Raw genomic sequence first — 16,760 nt, 5'->3', positions numbered from 1 at the left:
GTCACTTTAGGCCCGGGCTGCGCCCCGGGCTGGGCCCGTTTCCGGGGGGTCTGGCTCGCCCGGCGCGGGGCGCGTTTTCCGCGGCGCATCAGCTCGTCCCCCCGCGACAGGTAGAAGCGGGACTCGCCCGGGTCGCCCTGACGACCGGAGCGACCACGCAGCTGGTTGTCGATACGACGCGACTCGTGACGCTCGGTGCCGAGCACGTAGAGGCCACCGGCGTCGCGCACGGCGTCGGCGTCGGCCGCGGTCTGCTCCTTGACCTGCTCGAGCGCGGAGTGCCAGGCGGCCTCGTACTCGTCGGGGGTGTGCACCGGGTCCAGGCCCTGCTTGCGCAGCAGGATGTCGGCGATGATGTCGGCGTTGCCGCCGAGCACGATGTCGGTACCACGACCGGCCATATTGGTGGCGACGGTGACCGCGCCGGGCCGACCGGCCTCGGCGATGATCTGGGCTTCCTGCTCGTGGAATTTCGCGTTCAGCACCGAGTGCGCAACACCGCGCTTGGTGAACTGCTTGGACAGGTACTCCGAGCGCTCGACGCTGGTGGTACCGATCAGGACCGGCTGGCCCTTCTCGTGCCGCTCCACCACATCGTCGACGACGGCGCTGAACTTGGCCTCTTCCGACTTGTAGATCAGGTCGGCCTGGTCCTTGCGGACCATCGGCTTGTTCGTCGGGATCGGGACGACGCCGAGGCTGTAGATCGAGTGCAGCTCGGCGGCCTCGGTCTCGGCGGTACCGGTCATACCGGACAGCTTGTTGTAGAGGCGGAAGTAGTTCTGCAGGGTGATCGTGGCCAGGGTCTGGTTCTCCGGCTGGATCTCGACCTTCTCCTTGGCCTCGATCGCCTGGTGCATGCCCTCGTTGTAGCGGCGGCCGACCAGGATGCGGCCGGTGAACTCGTCGACGATGATCACTTCGCCGTCGCGGACGATGTAGTCCTTGTCGCGCTGGTAGAGCTCCTTGGCCTTGATGGCGTTGTTCAGGTAGCTCACCAGCGGGGAGTTGGCGGCCTCGTAGAGGTTGTCGATGCCGAGCTGGTCCTCGACGAATTCCACGCCCGCCTCGTGCACGCCGATGGTGCGCTTCTTGATGTCCACCTCGTAGTGGACGTCCTTCTTCAGCAGCGGCGCGATGCGCGCGAACTCGGCGTACCACTTGGACGAGGCGTCGGCCGGGCCCGAGATGATCAGCGGGGTACGGGCCTCGTCGATGAGGATGGAGTCGACCTCGTCGACCACGGCGAAGTTGTGGCCGCGCTGGACGAGATCGTCCAGCGAGTGGGTCATGTTGTCGCGCAGATAGTCGAAGCCGAACTCGTTGTTCGTGCCGTAGGTGACATCGGCGTGGTAGGCGACGCGGCGCTCGGCCGGGGTCATACCGCCGAGGATCACGCCGATCTCGAGACCGAGGAAGCGGTGCACGCGGCCCATCCACTCGGAGTCGCGCTTGGCGAGGTAGTCGTTGACGGTGACGACGTGCACGCCCTCGCCGGAGATCGCGTTCAGGTACGCGGGGAGCACACAGGTCAGGGTCTTGCCCTCACCGGTCTTCATCTCCGAGATGTTGCCGAGGTGCAGCGAGGCGCCACCCATGATCTGGACCTTGTAGTGCTTCTGGTTCAGCACTCGCCAGGACGCCTCGCGGGCCACCGCGAACGCCTCGAGCAGCAGGTCGTCGAGAGTCTCACCGTCGGCGTAGCGCTGCTTGAACTCGGCGGTCTTGGCCCGCAGCTCGTCGTCGGTCAGCTGCTCGATCTCGTCGCCGTACGCGATGACCTCGTCGGCGAGGTTCGAGAGCCGCTTGACCGTGCGACCTTCACCAATCCGTAGCAACCTCGTCAGTGTCAGCGCAGGCACGGGTCTCGTCAGTCCTCTGGTCGGGGTGTGTTCGGCTGGTTGGCCACAGTCTTGATGGCCATGGTAGTCCGCAGACCACCGTACCCGGCGGCGCGTACCCGTGCCCGGCGTACCGGAGGCAGACATCGGCGCTGGTCACGGCGCCCGACGGGCCTCGTTGCCCGGCACCGCGATTCACCTGCCGTGACGTAGGATGTAGCGCGTGCCCGGTCGGGGTCGGATGGCACCGAAAGGAGTATCGGAGCGCGTGATCACGAGATTGACGCCGCAGGATGCGTCGTTCTACCGGCTCGAATCGAGCAGCAACCCGATCCACATCGGCTCTCTCGCCATCCTCCAGAACTCCGAGCCCGACGCATCCGGCCAGGTCCTCGACTACGACAAGCTCATCGACCTGGTCGATTCCCGGCTGCCGCTGGTCCCCCGCTACCGCCGCAAGGTCCGCGAGATCCCGTTCACCCTCGGCAGGCCGGTGTGGGTGGACGACAGCCGCTTCGACATCAGCTATCACATCCGCCGCTCCGCGCTGCCGGGTCCCGGCAGCGACGAACAGCTCTACGACCTGGTCGCCCGGCTCGCGTCCCGGCCGCTGGATCAGGGCAGGCCGCTGTGGGAGATGTATCTGATCGAGGGGCTCGCCGACGGGCGTGCCGCGGTGTTCACCAAGTCGCATTCGGCGCTCGTCGACGGTGACACCGCGCTCGAGATCGGGCACGTGATCCTCGACAACAGCCCCCTGCCGCGGGAGCTGGCCGACGTCGCGTGGCGCGCGCCGCGCGAACCCACCGACGTGGAACTGCTGGCGGGCGCGCTGTCGCACCTCGCCGCGCAGCCGCGCGAGGCCTACGAGGTCGCCCGCGACGCGGGGTCCAATGCGTTCGGGCTGGTCAGGGGGACCAGGATGGCGGTGAAGGCGGCCGCCAACGCGGTGCGCGCCGCGACCTCGGGCGTCGCGGACAGCCCGCTCAACGCCCGCACCTCGCGCAGCCGCCGCTTCGACGTCGTGCGCACCGACCTCGACGACTACCGCACCATCCGGCGCCACTTCGACTGCTCGATCAACGACACCGTGCTCGCGGTGGTCACCGGCGCGCTGCGCAACTGGCTGCTCTCGCGCAACGAGGCGCTGGTCGAGTCGACGAATCTGCGGGCCGTCGTGCCGATGTCGGTGTACGTCGACGGTGGCGACCAGCTGGCCCCGGCCAGCGAGGTGTCCTCGTTCCTGATCGACCTGCCGGTGGGCGAACCGAATCCGGTGATGCGCCTGTCGCACATCTCGCACGCCACCGAGGCCGCGGGCCGGCAGCGTCGTGGGGTGCGGGCCCGCACGCTGGTGCACCTGGCCGGGTTCGCGCCCGCCAGCCTGCACGCGATGAGTGTGCGGTCGGCGAGTACCTTCGCCGACAACACGTTCAACCTGGTGATCACCAACGCGCCGGGACCACAGACCGCGATGTACATCGGCGGGGCGCGCATGCTGGAGATGTATCCGGTATCGCCGCTGCTGCGCAATCAGACGTTGAGTTTCGGGCTCACCTCGTACGACGGTCAGGTCTTCTACGGACTCAACGCCGACCGCGACGCCATGGCCGACATCGACGTCCTCGCGGCGTCGGTGCACGAATCGATGGAGGAGTTGCTCGGTGTCTGTCTCTGAGAACGGCAAGTTGCGCGTCTACATCCCGGCGACGATCCCGATGCTGCGGCGACTCGTCGACGATCGGGAGGTGTTCCCACTGGGCGCCACCGCGTTCGCCGTGACGCCCGCCCTGCGTGAGGCCTACGCCGCTGGTGACGACGAGGAACTGGCCGAGGTGGCGATGCAGGAGGCGGCCAGGGCCTCGCTGCGACTGCTCGCCGCCGAACGCGACGGGCTCGACGACGCTGCCAAGGGCGAGGACGCCACCCCGGGCAGCCCGGTGTACCGGCGCGCGGTGATCGCCGCCGACGTCACCGGTGCGAAGCTGCGGCCCGACCTCGACGACGCGGTGGTGAAGCTGGCCGGGCCGATCACCTACGACCAGGTCGCGTCCGTGCATGTCGACTTGGCCGACGCCGAACCCCAGGTCGCCAAGGCCGTCGACGTCATCGACGCCGCCGATCTGGGCGACACCGACGCCGAGTTCGTCCTCGGTGACGCCGAGGACCACCAGCTCGCCTGGTACGCCACCCAGGAACTGCCGTTCCTGCTCGACCTGCTTTAGCAGTGCAGTGGGAGGCCCGCCACGATTCGACGGTGTCTCGCGAGCACATGGGTAACTCATCGGGTACGAGCGAACACGCCCACCCCGATACCGCCGGCCGCGTCCGATCCGACCGACGCTCCTGAGTCTGGCCTGAAGTCGCGGAGAGGCGGACCGCTGCCACCCAACCTACGATGCCGTAACCTGGCAGCGAGCGAGCTACCCCACGGCGGCTCTCATGCACACAGGGAGACAACGGCAAGCATGGTCATGAACAAGTTCCGGGAATGGCTCGAAGCACCGGCCGCGCAGGTCGGCGACCGCGGCGGCAAGCTCAACGTGCTGCGTGGCGCGGTGGCCCGGGTGACCACTCCCCTGCTGCCCGACGACTACCTGCACCTGGCCAACCCGCTGTGGTCGGCGCGGGAGCTGCGCGGGCGGATCGTCGAGGTGCAGAAGGAGACCGCCGACTCGGCGACGCTGGTGATCAAGCCGGGCTGGGGCTTCGACTTCAAGTACCAGCCGGGCCAGTACATCGGCATCGGCATCCTGATCGACGGCCGCTGGAACTGGCGTTCGTACTCGCTGACCTGCCCGCCGGACTGGACCGGCGAGGGCGGCAAGCGGCTCATCTCCATCGCGGTGAAGGCGATGCCGGAGGGCAAGCTGTCCAGCCACCTCGTCAACGGGGTGGCCGCGGGCACCATCGTGCGCCTGCAGGCGCCGCAGGGCGGGTTCGTGATGCCGGAGCCGCCGCCGGCGAAGGTGCTCTTCCTCACCGCGGGCAGCGGCATCACCCCCGTGATGTCGATGCTGCGGACGATGGACCGGCGCGACGGCGTCAGCGACGTGGTGCACGTGCACTCCGCTCCCACCGACGCCGACGTCATGTTCGGCGCCGAACTGCGCGCGCTGCACGCCAAGCACCCGAGCTTCGTCTCGCACCTGCAGCTGACCGACGAGCAGGGCCTGTTCTCCCTGGCCAGCCTCGACGAGCTCTACCCCGACTGGCGCGAGCGCGAGACCTGGGCGTGTGGCCCCGCGCCGATGCTCGACGCGATCGAACAGCATTGGAAGACAGCGGGAATCCCCGACAAGCTGCACATCGAACGCTTCGAGGTCGAACGTTCCGCGATCGGCGAGGGCGGCACCGTGACCTTCGGCACCACCGGCCGCACCCTCACCGTCGACGGCGCGACCAGCCTGCTCGAAGCGGGCGAGTCCATCGGTGTGCAGCTGCCCTTCGGCTGCCGCATGGGTATCTGCCAGACCTGCGTGGTCACCCTGTCCGCGGGACACGCCCGCGACCTGCGCAACGGCGACGAACGCCAGCCGGGCGACAAGGTGCAGACCTGCATCTCCGCCGCCGCGGGTGACTGCACGCTCGACATCTGAGCCTCCCGCCCGCTTCGGACAGCAGGTACCCTCGGACTCATGCGCCGGCCATAGGAATGGCCGGCAGCGGCTGGTCCAGGCCTACCTCGCGCCGACCGGCGCAGCAGGGCCGAGAACAGCGGCGCAGCCGCGACGTTCTCGGCCCGCTTCGATTCTGAACCGACCAGCCGCCAACCGACAGAGAGGACCCCGGTGGCCATCACCGATATCCAGGCCTTCGCCCATCTCACGGCGGCCGACATCGAGACACTGGGGAAAGAACTCGATTCGATCCGCCGTTCGGTGGAGACCTCCCGCGGCGCGCGCGACGCGAAGTACATCCGCCGCACCATCGCCGCACAGCGCGCACTCGAGGTGGCGGGGCGCGCGGTGCTCTTCGGCAGCCGTAACCGCTGGGCGTGGCTCGGCGGTACCGCGCTGCTGTCGGTGGCCAAGATCATCGAGAACATGGAGCTCGGGCACAACGTCAGCCATGGGCAGTGGGACTGGATGAACGATCCGGAGATCCACTCCACCAGCTGGGAGTGGGATATGACCGGGACCTCGGCGCAGTGGCGCCGAGCGCACAACTACTCCCATCACACCTACACCAACGTGCTCGGCAAGGACGAGGATCTCGGCTTCGGCATCCTGCGGATGACCCGCGACGAGGTCTGGCACCCGAAGCACCTGGTACAGCCCGCGGCGAACCTGCTGCTGGCCGCCACCTTCGAGTGGGGCATCGCGCTGCACGACCTCGGGATCGAGAAGGAGCTTGCCGGGATTCCGCAGAAGCAGCTGCTGTCCGAGCCCAACAAGGAGTTCGCCCGCAAGGCGGGCCGTCAGGTGATCAAGGACTTCGTGCTGTACCCGGCGCTGACCGGGCCCGCGTGGAAGTCGACGCTGAAGGCCAACACGACCGCGAACCTGGTCCGCAACCTGTGGGCGTACGCGGTGATCTTCTGCGGGCACTTCCCCGACGGCGCGGAGAAGTTCACGATCTCCCAGCTCGACGGCGAGACCCAGGGCGAGTGGTACCTGCGTCAGATGCTGGGCAGCGCCAATTTCAAGGCCGGTCCGGTGATGGCCTTCATGAGCGGCAATCTCTGCTACCAGATCGAGCACCACCTGTTCCCCGACCTGCCGAGCAATCGGTACCCGGAGGTCGCGGTGCGGGTGCGCGAACTGTGCGACAAGTACGACCTGCCCTACACCACCGGTTCGCTGGGCAAGCAGTACCTGCTGGCGTTCCGGACCATCCACAAGCTGGCGGTGCCCGACCGGTTCCTCAAGCGAACCGCCGACGACGCGCCCGAGACGTCCTCGGAGCGCAAGTTCGCCGGCATCTCGCTGCCGGACGCGTTGCGGGTCGATCCGGAGACGGGCAAGCGCTTCGGGCTGCGCTCGGCGCTGCACGACGCGAAGGTGTCGCTGGAGATCAAGGCCAGGCACGAGAAGGAAGTGCTGCGCGAGGCCAAAGCGACGCTGAAGGCGCGAGCGCGGCAGGAAAAGCTGGCGTTACGCGAGGCGAAGCGGGCGCTGGGCGAGCGTGCCCGCCGTCGCGGGTGATCTAACATCTCGGTGTCTTTTTCGCAATAGGACGCTTCACACAATTCAGCGCTCAATTCGTCAACCTACGCTCTCGTAACCTACGGTAGTGTAGCCGCCATGGCGATCTCGGATGTCAAGGAATACGCGCACCTCACCGCCGCGGATGTCGAAGCTCTCGGTGCGGAGTTCGACGCGATCCGCCGCGAAATCGAATCTTCGCGAGGGGCCGCCGACGCGCGATATATCCGCAATGTCATCCGGCTACAGCGAGTGCTGGAGATCAGCGGCCGCACGGTGCTGTTCGCCAGCTTCCTGCCGCCCGCCTGGCTGGCGGGCGTCGCCCTGCTCGGCACTGCCAAGATCATCGAGAACATGGAGATCGGGCACAACGTCATGCACGGGCAGTGGGACTGGATGAACGATCCGGAAGTCCACTCCACCTCGTGGGAATGGGACAACGCGGGCCCGTCGGCGCACTGGAAGATCACCCACAACTTCCTGCACCACAAGTACACCAACGTCCTTGGCATGGACGACGACATCGGCTACGGCCTGCTGCGCGTCACCCGTGACCAGCGCTGGATGCCGTTCTACCTGGGCAACCCGGTCTACAACCTGCTGCTGCAGATGCTGTTCGAGTACGGCGTCGCGATCCAGCATCTGGAACTGGGCAAGGTCGCCAAGAAGAAGTGGGACAAGGACTCGCCCGAGTGGCAGCAGTTCGACGCCGACCGCAAGCTGGTGCTCAAGAAGATCGGTAAGCAGGCCGCCAAGGACTACCTGATCTTCCCCTTGCTCACCGGCCCGTCGTTCCTCACCACCCTCACCGCCAATATGGCCGCCAACGTGGTGCGCAATGTGTGGACCAACGCGGTGATCTTCTGCGGGCACTTCCCCGACGGCGCCGAGAAGTTCACCAAGGCCGACATCGAGAACGAGACGCAGGGTGAGTGGTACCTGCGCCAGATGCTGGGCAGCGCCAACATCAGCGGCGGCCCGGTCATGCACTTCATGACCGGCAACCTCAGCCACCAGATCGAGCACCACCTGTTCCCCGATCTGCCGAGCAACCGCTACGCCGCCATCGCCGTGCGGGTGCGCGAGCTGGCCGAGAAGTACGACCTGCCCTACACCACCGGGTCGATGCCGGTGCAGTACTTCAAGTCGTGGCGCACGATCCTCAAGTTGTCGCTGCCCAACAAGTACCTGCGCCACACCACCGACGACGCCCCGGAAACCAAGTCGGAGAAGCTGTTCGGTGGCAACGCCGTCACCACCGTCGACCCGGCGACCGGCCGTCGCCGTGGTCTGCGGACCGCGCTGTCCGCCGGGCGCAAGCTGGCCCGCCGCTCGGCGGCCTGACCGGCTGCGGTTGACTGGTCGGCGTGTGTGCCGACCAGTTGAGCGTCTACGACGCGATCCGCCTGCGCCGTGATGTGCGCGCCGAATTCACCGGTGAGCTCGTCGACGACGAGACCCTCTGGCGGATTCTGGACGCGGCCCATCGCGCGCCCAGCGTCGGCAACTCCCAGCCGTGGGACTTCGTCGTGGTCCGGCAGGCCGGCACCCTGCGTCGCTTCGCCGACCATGTCGCGGGCAAGCGGGTCGAGTTCAGGGACGCGCTGCCCGCCGACCGGGCCGAGACCTTCGAGCCGATCAAGATCGACGGGATCGTCGAGAGCGGCACCGGCGTCGTGGTCACCCATGACGACCGGCGCGGCGGACCCCAAATCCTGGGCCGGGCGACCGTGCCCGAGACCGGGGTGTACTCGACGGTGCTGGCGATCCAGAATCTGTGGCTCGCGGCGACCGCGGAGCAGGTCGGCGTCGGCTGGGTGTCGTTCTACGATCCGGACTTCCTGCGCGAGCTGGTCGACCTGCCCGCGGGCATCAAGCCGGTGGCCTGGCTGTGTGTCGGCCCGGTGCGCGAGTTCCAGCAGGTGCCCGACCTGGAACGGTTCGGGTGGCGCTCGGGTCGCTCGCTCACCGAGGCCGTGCATCACGAAACCTTCGGGGGCTGAACGCGATCCGGGCACCCGCTGGTGCGGGTGCCCGGAGGTGTGACGGTGTCAGGCCAGTCTGATCAGGCCGTAGTCGAAGGCGTGTCTGCGGTAGACCACCGAGGGCCGGTCGCTCTCGCGGTCGTGGAACAGGAAGAAGTCGTGTCCGACCAGTTCCATCTGGTACAGCGCGTCGTCCACCGACATCGGTGTCGCGCTGTGCACCTTGGTGCGCACGATGTGGCCGGGACCGCCTTCGTCTTCGGCGTCCTCGGCATGGGCGTGCGCGGCAGAGCCGTTCGCCTGGGTGAACAGGGAATCGTCCACCAATGAGGCGGTGGCCGCTGCGACCGAAACCGGCGTCTTGTCGCCGTAGTGCACGACGCGCCGCTTGTCCTTGGACCGGCGCAGTCTGGTCTCGATCTTCTGGGTCGCCGAGTCGAGCGCGGCGTAGAAGCTGTCTGCACAGGCTTCCGCGCGCACGATCGGTCCACGGCCGCGCGCGGTGATCTCCACACGCTGACAGGCCTTGCGTTGACGACGGTTGCGTTCGTGGAACAGTTCCACATCGAAGAGGAAGATCGACGGATCGAAGCGCTCGAGACGAGCCAGCTTCTCCGCGACATGGATTCGATAGTGGTCGGGGACTTCGACATTCCGACCGGAGACCACCACTTCGGCGTTCGGGCTCTCGGTCGTGTCGGGGGCACTGTCAGCCAGTGCCGAAGGGTCAGCATCTCGCACTGATGCCCGTGAAGAAGTCGTCACGCGTACCTCCCGGATTATGGCCGCACACGATAGAGCGAATGCGGCGGGATTGAGCTGTGCCGATCGGGAATCGCTCGGCACCAGATGTCCGCGGCGCCACCTCCCAAACTTGTCGTTCGGTGTGTGTGTCCGCGACGCTAGTCCGCCACGGGCAAGCGCGCCACTGTTCACGCAAATTTCGCGTCGTCAAGCCGCGCAGGTCACCAAAACGGCGCGCGGACGTATGCCGATTCGACCAAGAACGCGCACCGATTCGGTGACGGTCGCCCCTGTCGTGAGCACATCGTCGATCACAACGACCTCGGCGTTCGGCGCGAGACCTGCGGGTTCGAGCGCCCTGGCGACGGTCATGATCTTGTCACGCAGATTGTGCGCGCGCTCAGAGGTCGTCAAGCCCACCGAATCGCGCACGCCGGGCCGCATCCGCAACAGCGGCACGATCCGGCAATCGATCAGCCACTGCGCCGCGGCCGCCGCCGACCGCGCCACCGGGTCGCCACCACGGCGCCGGGCGGCCGCGGCGCGGGTAGGCGCGGGGACGAGAACCAGCGGCCGATCGGGGGCCCGCAAACGGGCGAGGGCGACGGCAAGCGCCAGGCCGAGCGGTGCGGCCAGATCGCGTCTGCCGCGTTCCTTGGCGGCGAGCACCGCGCGTCGGGCGGGACCGCGATAGGGGCCGAGCGCCCAGCACGGGACGCCGGGATCGGTGCGTGGCCTGACCCGCACCGGATCCAGGCTCAGCTCGGCCGCGCAGCAGGCGCACCAGACCGCGCCCGCCGTGCCGCAGCCGCCGCAGTGGACCGGAACCACCAGATCGAGCAGGGCTCTCATAGCGGATGAGTATCACACCGCGCACCGACAGCTCAGCTGGGCAGCACCGGGACTACGCGTTCGCCGGTCAGCCCCGGCACCTCGCGCCAGAAGCGGTCGTTGCGGGCCGGGTCGGCGGTCTGCAACTGCAGCACGGCGCGGGAGTCTGCGACGTACTGGGTGGCGGGCGCCGCGGTCACCACACGGACCGGCGGGGTCAGGTTCTGCGAGGTCACCGGGGTGAATTGGGAGCCGTCGATGGACACGGTGAAGACCGGGTCGACATTGCCCTCGCGCGCCACCATGATGGTGTCGCCGGTGACCCAGCTCAGCGAGACCGCGCGGCTGCTCAGGCCGAGCGCGATCGGCAGCGGGGAGGTCAGCGCGTACTTGCCGTCGGGGCGGCGCTCGATCACCGCGACGTAGACCTTCCCGTCGGCGATCAGCGCCGCGCGCACACCGGTGCGCGAGACCATGATCTCGCTGATCGGCGGGCGCGGCGACCCCGATCCCTCGAACAGCGCGGTGGTGTCGACGTCCTGCACCGAGACGTTGCCGGTCGCGCGATCGGTGACCGCGCGGATGACACGGTCGCCGTCGACGACGGTCCACGCCGCACCACCGTCGGCGGTCCACGAGGGACGGGCGATGCCGGCGCCCTCGGCGACCGCGAACGCCTTGCCGCCGTAGTTGCCGATCAGCAGGGTCCGGCCGGGTTCCGGTGCGGGCCTGCCGGTGTCGGCGACCGCGGCGACGAACTGGCCGTCGGCGGAGATCCCGACCGATTGCAGGTTGGTCGCGTCGCCGAAGGATCCGTCCGGCGTGACGATGCCGTCCGGGGTCACCTGGACCAGGGTGCCGTCGCGCAGGGCGTGCAGGCCGATCCGGTTCTGGCCGGGCGCGAAGGCTCTGTACTGGTCGAGGTCGGCGACCGACCAGCCGTTGGCATAGCGCTCGTCGAGCGGTTTGCCGTCGGCGAGCAGCACATACGGGCCGAGGATGTCGGCGCCTGCCAGCGTCATCACCACCTGCGCCGCGAGCAGTTCGCGTTCGCGCGGTCCGAGGGCGCCGACGCCGCCGAAGTCGATGCGGACACCGCCGATGCCGATGCCGACCTCGCCGGGTTCGTTGTTGGCATTGGTGATCGGGCCGCGCACGGTGATCGGCGGGGCGAGCTGGTTGCGCACCACCGGGGCGATCGTGGACTGCGGGCCGGCGAGGAGCATGCCGATCAGCCGCTCGGTCAGCTGGGCGCGCGGGACCGAGACCCAGCGCGGGTCGGGCACCAGCACGGAGCTGCCCGCGTCGACGTACTGCAGGACGTAGCGGCGGTAGGACTTGTCGAACGCGCTGGAGTCGATGACGACGCCGTCGGGCAGCTCGGTGATTCGCCACTCGCCGTCGATCTTGCTCATCTCGATCTTGTTCTCGAGCGTGCCCTCGACGGCCCGGTAGCCGCCGTCGCTCGCGAGCTCGCCGACCTTGCGGGCGCGGATGACGTAGCTGGCCTGGTCGTCCGAGCGCGATTCGCGCAGGATATCGGGCCGGTCGACAATGGTGATGTTCGCCTCGTCGTTCCATTCGCCCGCGGTGTCGGCGGCCATGTACAGCCGGGCCGCCGCGTGCCGGTTGGCCGGATCCGCGCTGGCGGTGAGGAAATCGCTCAGCAGCAGATCGGGGTCGCGGCCGGAGATCGGCGGTGTCGGGCCCTCCGAGGTCGGGGCGCGGTTGATGGTGCCCAGCGCCTGGGGCGCCGAGGACTCCGGCAGGCTGGCGCAGCCGGTGAGGACCAGCAGGCAGGCCAGGACAGCCGCCGGCAGCGCGGCGCCACGCCGCCGCAGGCGATCACCACCCGCGTTCGTCATGACTGTCGGTCTCCGGTCTCGGTGGACATCGGCTCCTCGTCGTCGGCTTCGGTCGCCGCGCGCCCGTTGGTCTCGGGGCGCGCCTCCTCGGTCGGCTCGGCGCCGGATTCCGGCGCGTCGGCGGACGGCTCGCCCGGCTCCGGGTCGGCAACCACCTCCGGTTCGTCGCCCGGGCCGGTCTCGGGCAGCGGCGGCACCTTGCGCAGCATCGGTTCCAGCGCGAGCGGGCTCGCACCCAGCTTGCGGCCGCGCACCATCGGCAGCAGCAGCCGGAAGCTGGCGCCGACGCCGGGATCGCCCCAGGCCTCCAGTCTGCCCTCGTGCAGGTTGGCGTCCTCGACGCTGATCGACAGGCCGAGGCCGGTGCCGCCCGAGCGGCGCACCCGGGACGGGTCGGAGCGCCAGAACCGGTTGAACACCAGCTTCTCCTCGCCCGGCCGCAGCCCGATGCCCTGGTCGCGCACGACGGTCGCGACCGCGTTGGCCTCGGCGTCGCCGCGCATCCGGATCAGCACCGGCTTGCCCTCGCTGTGGTCGATGGCGTTGGCGAGCAGGTTGCGCAGCACCCGCTCGACGCGCCGCGGGTCGACCTCGGCGACGACCGGTTCCTCCGGCAGGTCGATGACCACCTCGACCCCGGCTTCCTTGGCCAGGTGGCGGACCGTGGAGATCGCGGCCCGCGCGCACATCCGCACGTCCAGCGATTCCACCTGCAGCTCGGCAACACCGGCGTCGTGGCGGGAGATCTCGAGCAGGTCGTTGAGCAGGCCCTCGAACCGGTCCAGTTCGTTGACCAGCAGTTCGGAGCTGCGGGCCAGCGCCGGATCGAGATCGTCGCTCGAGCCGTGGATGAGGTCGGCGGCCATGCGCACCGTGGTGAGCGGGGTGCGCAGCTCGTGGCTGACGTCGGAGGTGAACCGGCGTTGCAGGTTGCCGAACTCCTCGAGCTGGGTGATCTGGTTCGACAGGCTCTCGGCCATCTCGTTGAACGCCTGCGCGAGCCTGGCCATGTCGTCCTCGCCGCGCACGAGCATGCGTTCCTTGAGCCTGCCGTCGGCGAATCGGCCCGCGATCCGCGCGGCCGACCGGATCGGCAGCACCACCTGCCTGGTGACCAGTGCGGTGATCGCGGCGAGCAGCACCAGCAGCACGACGCCACCGATGAGCATCGTGCCGCGCATCAGCGACAGGCTCGATTCCTCGCTGGCCAGCGGGAAGATCAGGTAGATCTCCAGTGTCGCGATCTCGGCGCTCGGGCTGCCGATGATCAGCGCGCGCCCGCGATAGCCGTCCGGGTCGGCGACCGTCGTGAACTGGTAGGAGACCTGGTTGCGCTGGACGAACCGGCGCAGCTCGGGCGGCACCTCCGAGATGAGATCGGTGGTGATCTCCTGCGGCGGGGTGCCGCCGACCATCGCCAGCGCCGAGTCGAAACTACCGGCGGCACCCGTGGACTGGCCGGTGCCGCCACGGCTGGACAGCGCGGCGCGCGCGTCGGCGAGCTGCTGCTGCTGGCTGTTCGCGTCGTGGACGCCGGAGAGAATGTTCTCGATCGTGCTGCGGGCACGATCCATCTCCTCGACCGCCGCGTTGATCTTGGCCTCGAGCAGCCGGTCGGTGATCTGACCGGTCAGCACGACACCGAGGATCGTGATCACGATGAGCGAGAGGGTCAGCGTGGACACGATGACACGCAGCTGCAGCGATCGGCGCCACAGATGGCCCAGCGCGGTCCCGACAGCCTGGAACCAGGCCATGACGGGATCCGCCCATCGCCGCACCTGCGTGACGAAGGTTTGCGCACGTCCGTGCGCTGGAGGCGCTGACGCTGTACCGGCAGGTCGACCGTCGGTCACAGCGGCGCCTCACAGGTACCGATCACGGCGGTCCGGCCTTGTAGCCGACACCGCGGACGGTCAGCACGATCTCCGGGTTCTCCGGATCCTTCTCGACCTTGGCGCGTAGTCGCTGCACGTGCACGTTGACCAGGCGGGTATCGGCGGCGTGCCGGTATCCCCAGACCTGCTCGAGCAGCACCTCGCGGGTGAACACCTGCCGCGGCTTGCGCGCGAGCGCGACCAGCAGGTCGAACTCGAGCGGGGTGAGCGAGATCTGCGCACCGCCGCGCGTCACCTTGTGCGCGGGCACATCGATGACGATGTCGGCGATGGAGAGCAGCTCGGCGGGCTCGTCCTCGGTACGGCGCAGACGCGCGCGCACGCGGGCGACGAGTTCCTTCGGCTTGAACGGCTTGACGATGTAATCGTCCGCGCCGGACTCCAGACCGAGCACCACATCGACCGTGTCGGTCTTGGCGGTGAGCATCACGATCGGAACGCCGGAATCGGCCCGCAGCACACGGCATACGTCGATGCCGTTCATGCCGGGCAGCATCAGGTCCAGCAACACCAGGTCGGGGCGGATCTCCCGCACCGCCGACAGGGCCTGCGTGCCGTCGCCGACCACGTGCGGGTCGAACCCTTCCCCGCGCAAGACGATGGTCAGCATCTCAGCGAGTGCCATATCGTCGTCGACGACCAGAATCTTGGGCTTCATAGTCCTATGTTGTCATCTCCCAGGCCAGGATCGGGCCGCCACGCCATTAATGGTGTGAACCCGTCGCATATCCAACCTTATCCGGCAAAGATTTCCGAGCAGAGGGTGAGTAGGGCAGGCCTATCGTCATCGGATCGGTATGTCCACCATCGACCGAACCAGTCACGGTCGGCCAGCTCACGATAGACCTCGCCGGTGCGCCGCTGCAGACCGCCGTCCCGCTCGTAGGCGTCCAGCGCCCGGGTCTGGTCGAGTTCGCCACGGCGACGGGCACGTTCGGCCGCGACCTCGGTGGGAATGTCGATCAGCACGGTCAGCTCGGGGGCGGGCAGCCCCAGCCTGCCGAACTCCAGATCGCCCACCCAGGCGACGATTTCGCCGTCGGCGTCCTGTTCGGCGCGAGCCGCCGAGTACGCGGCGTTGGAGGCCACCCAGCGGTCCAGGATGACGATGTCATTGGCGTCCAACAGGTTCGACAGTTCCACGTTCGCCGCGGCCCGGTCGAGGGCGAACATGATCGCCATCGCGTTGATCGAGCCGGCCAGGTCGCCGTGCCCACCGCGCAGCGCCTCGGCGGCCAGATCCGCGTGGATCGATCGACCGTATTGCGGAAAGGCCAAACTACCCGCCCGCAATCCCTTGGCGGACAATTCGGCGATCAATCCGTCGATCAACGTCCGTTTACCGGCGCCGTCGAGGCCTTCCACCGCAATCAGTACGCCCATGAGCGGTGAGATTACCCGGCGCGATTCGGCGGGCGTCCAGCGAGCCGAGCGCCCGAGTGCTGTGTCGTCCGACGCGCCGGGCACGCGGGGACGGGATTCCCCGTTTCACCCACTCGATCCGGTGTGAAGTGATCTCATTCCAAAGTCCTCGGCAGATCGGTTCCGTCCGGGCTGTCGGGGGGCACTCACCACCCCGGACCCCCGCCGGGCCGCTCGATCCAGGAGTCACCATGCCCCACCGAACCGTCCTCCGCGCCGCCGTGGCCGCCACCGCGCTCGGCATCGCCCTCACAGGCTCCGGTGTCGCGACCGCCGCGCCCGCGATCGATCCCGTCGGCCGCGGCCACCACTCCGGCTCGGCCGCCCTGCTCAGCGGCTCCGCCGAGGCCGGCTCCGCCGCCGCGGGCTCGGCCGCCGAACTGGCCGCCTGCGCGCTCCTGGAAGCCGTCATCCCCCTGCCGGTCTGCCTGCTGCTGATCTGATCGTCGGATTCCCCGCGGCCCGTCGATCCCCCGATCGGCGGGCCGTCGCCGTTCACGCCCCGATTTCTCCGGTCTGGTGAGTGCCGCCCGGACCGGCCACGGTGGGCTCGTCCCAGGCCGCGGGCCTGCTCTTCTGCGGCCTGCTGTCGCTGAGCAACGGGAACCGCCCCACGATCTGCGACACCGGGCCTCGGCTGACACCGGCCGATCCGCCCCCGATCGAGCGGTGCGCTCACCCCCAGAACTGCGGTCTGGTCCGCACCCTCGCCACCGATGAGGATTTTCGCCATGAGAAAGATCGTTCGCACCACCGCCGCCACGCTGGCCATCACCGCCGCTTTTGCCTGCGGCACCGCGTCCGCGCAGCCCGGCAACCCAACCCTCCCCCCTGACGCAGGGTCGTCGACGGCCTTCAATTCGGTGATGTGCGCGCTGCTCGGCATCAGCAGCGAGCACAACATCTTCTGCACGGGCCTGATCATCGGCTGACCTGCCTGGAACACGACGGTGGGGGGGGGCGCGGGGGGGGGGGCGGGCCGCCGCGCGTGGGGGTTGAGAGGATTAGGGTGAGTGTGGTGTGGTGA

The 16,760-nt window shown here is 68.6% G+C and carries 16 protein-coding genes; 8 read left to right on the top strand and 8 right to left on the bottom strand.

All coding sequences use genetic code 11. The features are described 5' to 3' along the window. A partial coding sequence (secA, locus tag ACFWPJ_RS08015; protein ID WP_378848650.1) for a preprotein translocase subunit SecA occupies positions 1-1,862 on the bottom strand: 1,862 nt, incomplete at its 3' end. 247 nt (positions 1,863-2,109) lie between these two features. Between secA and ACFWPJ_RS08010 the strand changes: the two genes are divergently transcribed. From ACFWPJ_RS08010 to bluB, 6 genes are all read left to right on the top strand, one after another. Then, complete coding sequence (locus ACFWPJ_RS08010) at positions 2,110-3,519, top strand: wax ester/triacylglycerol synthase family O-acyltransferase (protein WP_378848646.1); 1,410 nt, start codon at positions 2,110-2,112, stop codon at positions 3,517-3,519. A gap of 10 nt (positions 3,520-3,529) precedes the next feature. Then, positions 3,530-4,066: a DUF6912 family protein gene (locus ACFWPJ_RS08005; protein ID WP_378848653.1), complete on the top strand. Its 537-nt coding sequence runs from the start codon at positions 3,530-3,532 to the stop codon at positions 4,064-4,066. 243 nt (positions 4,067-4,309) lie between these two features. Beyond that, positions 4,310-5,440 carry a ferredoxin reductase gene (locus ACFWPJ_RS08000; RefSeq protein ID WP_378848644.1) on the top strand — a complete coding sequence of 377 codons (1,131 nt, stop codon included), beginning with the start codon at positions 4,310-4,312 and terminating at the stop codon, positions 5,438-5,440. Between the two features lie 192 nt (positions 5,441-5,632). Beyond that, on the top strand, positions 5,633-6,988 hold the full coding sequence (locus ACFWPJ_RS07995) for a fatty acid desaturase family protein (protein ID WP_378848642.1): 1,356 nt from the start codon (positions 5,633-5,635) through the stop codon (positions 6,986-6,988). A 99-nt stretch (positions 6,989-7,087) separates the two neighbouring features. Further along, on the top strand, positions 7,088-8,332 hold the full coding sequence (locus ACFWPJ_RS07990; RefSeq protein ID WP_378848640.1) for a fatty acid desaturase family protein: 1,245 nt from the start codon (positions 7,088-7,090) through the stop codon (positions 8,330-8,332). A gap of 23 nt (positions 8,333-8,355) precedes the next feature. Further along, the gene (gene bluB / locus ACFWPJ_RS07985) at positions 8,356-8,991 is read left to right on the top strand and encodes a 5,6-dimethylbenzimidazole synthase (RefSeq protein WP_378848638.1); all 636 of its coding nucleotides are present in this window, start codon (positions 8,356-8,358) and stop codon (positions 8,989-8,991) included. 48 nt (positions 8,992-9,039) lie between these two features. Here bluB and hpf read toward each other — a convergent pair whose 3' ends face one another. The 6 genes from hpf to ACFWPJ_RS07955 all read right to left on the bottom strand — a co-directional run bounded on the left by hpf (position 9,040) and on the right by ACFWPJ_RS07955 (position 15,694). Beyond that, positions 9,040-9,738: a ribosome hibernation-promoting factor, HPF/YfiA family gene (gene hpf / locus ACFWPJ_RS07980; RefSeq protein WP_378848636.1), complete on the bottom strand. Its 699-nt coding sequence runs from the start codon at positions 9,736-9,738 to the stop codon at positions 9,040-9,042. Between the two features lie 186 nt (positions 9,739-9,924). Next, on the bottom strand, positions 9,925-10,569 hold the full coding sequence (locus tag ACFWPJ_RS07975) for a ComF family protein (protein ID WP_378848633.1): 645 nt from the start codon (positions 10,567-10,569) through the stop codon (positions 9,925-9,927). A 32-nt stretch (positions 10,570-10,601) separates the two neighbouring features. After that, positions 10,602-12,413 carry an MtrAB system accessory lipoprotein LpqB gene (gene lpqB, locus ACFWPJ_RS07970; protein ID WP_378848631.1) on the bottom strand — a complete coding sequence of 604 codons (1,812 nt, stop codon included), beginning with the start codon at positions 12,411-12,413 and terminating at the stop codon, positions 10,602-10,604. Further along, positions 12,410-14,170: an MtrAB system histidine kinase MtrB gene (mtrB, locus tag ACFWPJ_RS07965; protein WP_378848629.1), complete on the bottom strand. Its 1,761-nt coding sequence runs from the start codon at positions 14,168-14,170 to the stop codon at positions 12,410-12,412. The genes lpqB and mtrB overlap by 4 nt, the downstream gene beginning before the upstream one ends. A gap of 121 nt (positions 14,171-14,291) precedes the next feature. Then, the gene (gene mtrA, locus ACFWPJ_RS07960; protein WP_019048752.1) at positions 14,292-14,969 is read right to left on the bottom strand and encodes an MtrAB system response regulator MtrA; all 678 of its coding nucleotides are present in this window, start codon (positions 14,967-14,969) and stop codon (positions 14,292-14,294) included. A gap of 77 nt (positions 14,970-15,046) precedes the next feature. Further along, positions 15,047-15,694, bottom strand: a complete 648-nt coding sequence (locus ACFWPJ_RS07955) for a dTMP kinase (protein WP_378848626.1) — start codon at positions 15,692-15,694, stop codon at positions 15,047-15,049. Between the two features lie 230 nt (positions 15,695-15,924). On the opposite strand from ACFWPJ_RS07955, the gene ACFWPJ_RS07950 reads away from it, so the two are divergent. After that, entirely contained in the window at positions 15,925-16,176 is a 252-nt protein-coding gene (locus tag ACFWPJ_RS07950) for a hypothetical protein (RefSeq protein ID WP_378848623.1), read from the top strand. A 52-nt stretch (positions 16,177-16,228) separates the two neighbouring features. On the opposite strand, the gene ACFWPJ_RS07945 is transcribed toward ACFWPJ_RS07950, so the two are convergent. Continuing rightward, on the bottom strand, positions 16,229-16,360 hold the full coding sequence (locus ACFWPJ_RS07945) for a hypothetical protein (RefSeq protein WP_378848621.1): 132 nt from the start codon (positions 16,358-16,360) through the stop codon (positions 16,229-16,231). Positions 16,361-16,449: 89 nt separating this feature from the next. Between ACFWPJ_RS07945 and ACFWPJ_RS07940 the strand changes: the two genes are divergently transcribed. Beyond that, positions 16,450-16,665 carry a hypothetical protein gene (locus ACFWPJ_RS07940; protein WP_378848618.1) on the top strand — a complete coding sequence of 72 codons (216 nt, stop codon included), beginning with the start codon at positions 16,450-16,452 and terminating at the stop codon, positions 16,663-16,665. Positions 16,666-16,760: the final 95 nt, after the last annotated feature.

The sequence above is a fragment of the Nocardia sp. NPDC058497 genome, assembly GCF_042720195.1.
GTDB lineage: Bacteria > Actinomycetota > Actinomycetes > Mycobacteriales > Mycobacteriaceae > Nocardia.
Note: the sequence above shows the minus strand (reverse complement) of the source record. Positions and strands in the feature narration are given on the sequence as shown.

Excerpts from the sequence above, each read along its gene's own strand:
- ACFWPJ_RS07975 (WP_378848633.1), bottom strand. The coding sequence starts at position 10,569 with ATGAGAGCCCTGCTCGATCTGGTGGTTCCGGTCCACTGCGGCGGCTGC.
- ACFWPJ_RS07950 (WP_378848623.1), top strand. The coding sequence starts at position 15,925 with ATGCCCCACCGAACCGTCCTCCGCGCCGCCGTGGCCGCCACCGCGCTC.
- ACFWPJ_RS07955 (WP_378848626.1), bottom strand. The coding sequence starts at position 15,694 with ATGGGCGTACTGATTGCGGTGGAAGGCCTCGACGGCGCCGGTAAACGG.
- ACFWPJ_RS07990 (WP_378848640.1), top strand. The coding sequence starts at position 7,088 with ATGGCGATCTCGGATGTCAAGGAATACGCGCACCTCACCGCCGCGGAT.
- ACFWPJ_RS08000 (WP_378848644.1), top strand. The coding sequence starts at position 4,310 with ATGGTCATGAACAAGTTCCGGGAATGGCTCGAAGCACCGGCCGCGCAG.
- lpqB (WP_378848631.1), bottom strand. The coding sequence starts at position 12,413 with ATGACGAACGCGGGTGGTGATCGCCTGCGGCGGCGTGGCGCCGCGCTG.
- mtrB (WP_378848629.1), bottom strand. The coding sequence starts at position 14,170 with ATGGCCTGGTTCCAGGCTGTCGGGACCGCGCTGGGCCATCTGTGGCGC.
- ACFWPJ_RS07940 (WP_378848618.1), top strand. The coding sequence starts at position 16,450 with ATGAGGATTTTCGCCATGAGAAAGATCGTTCGCACCACCGCCGCCACG.
- mtrA (WP_019048752.1), bottom strand. The coding sequence starts at position 14,969 with ATGAAGCCCAAGATTCTGGTCGTCGACGACGATATGGCACTCGCTGAG.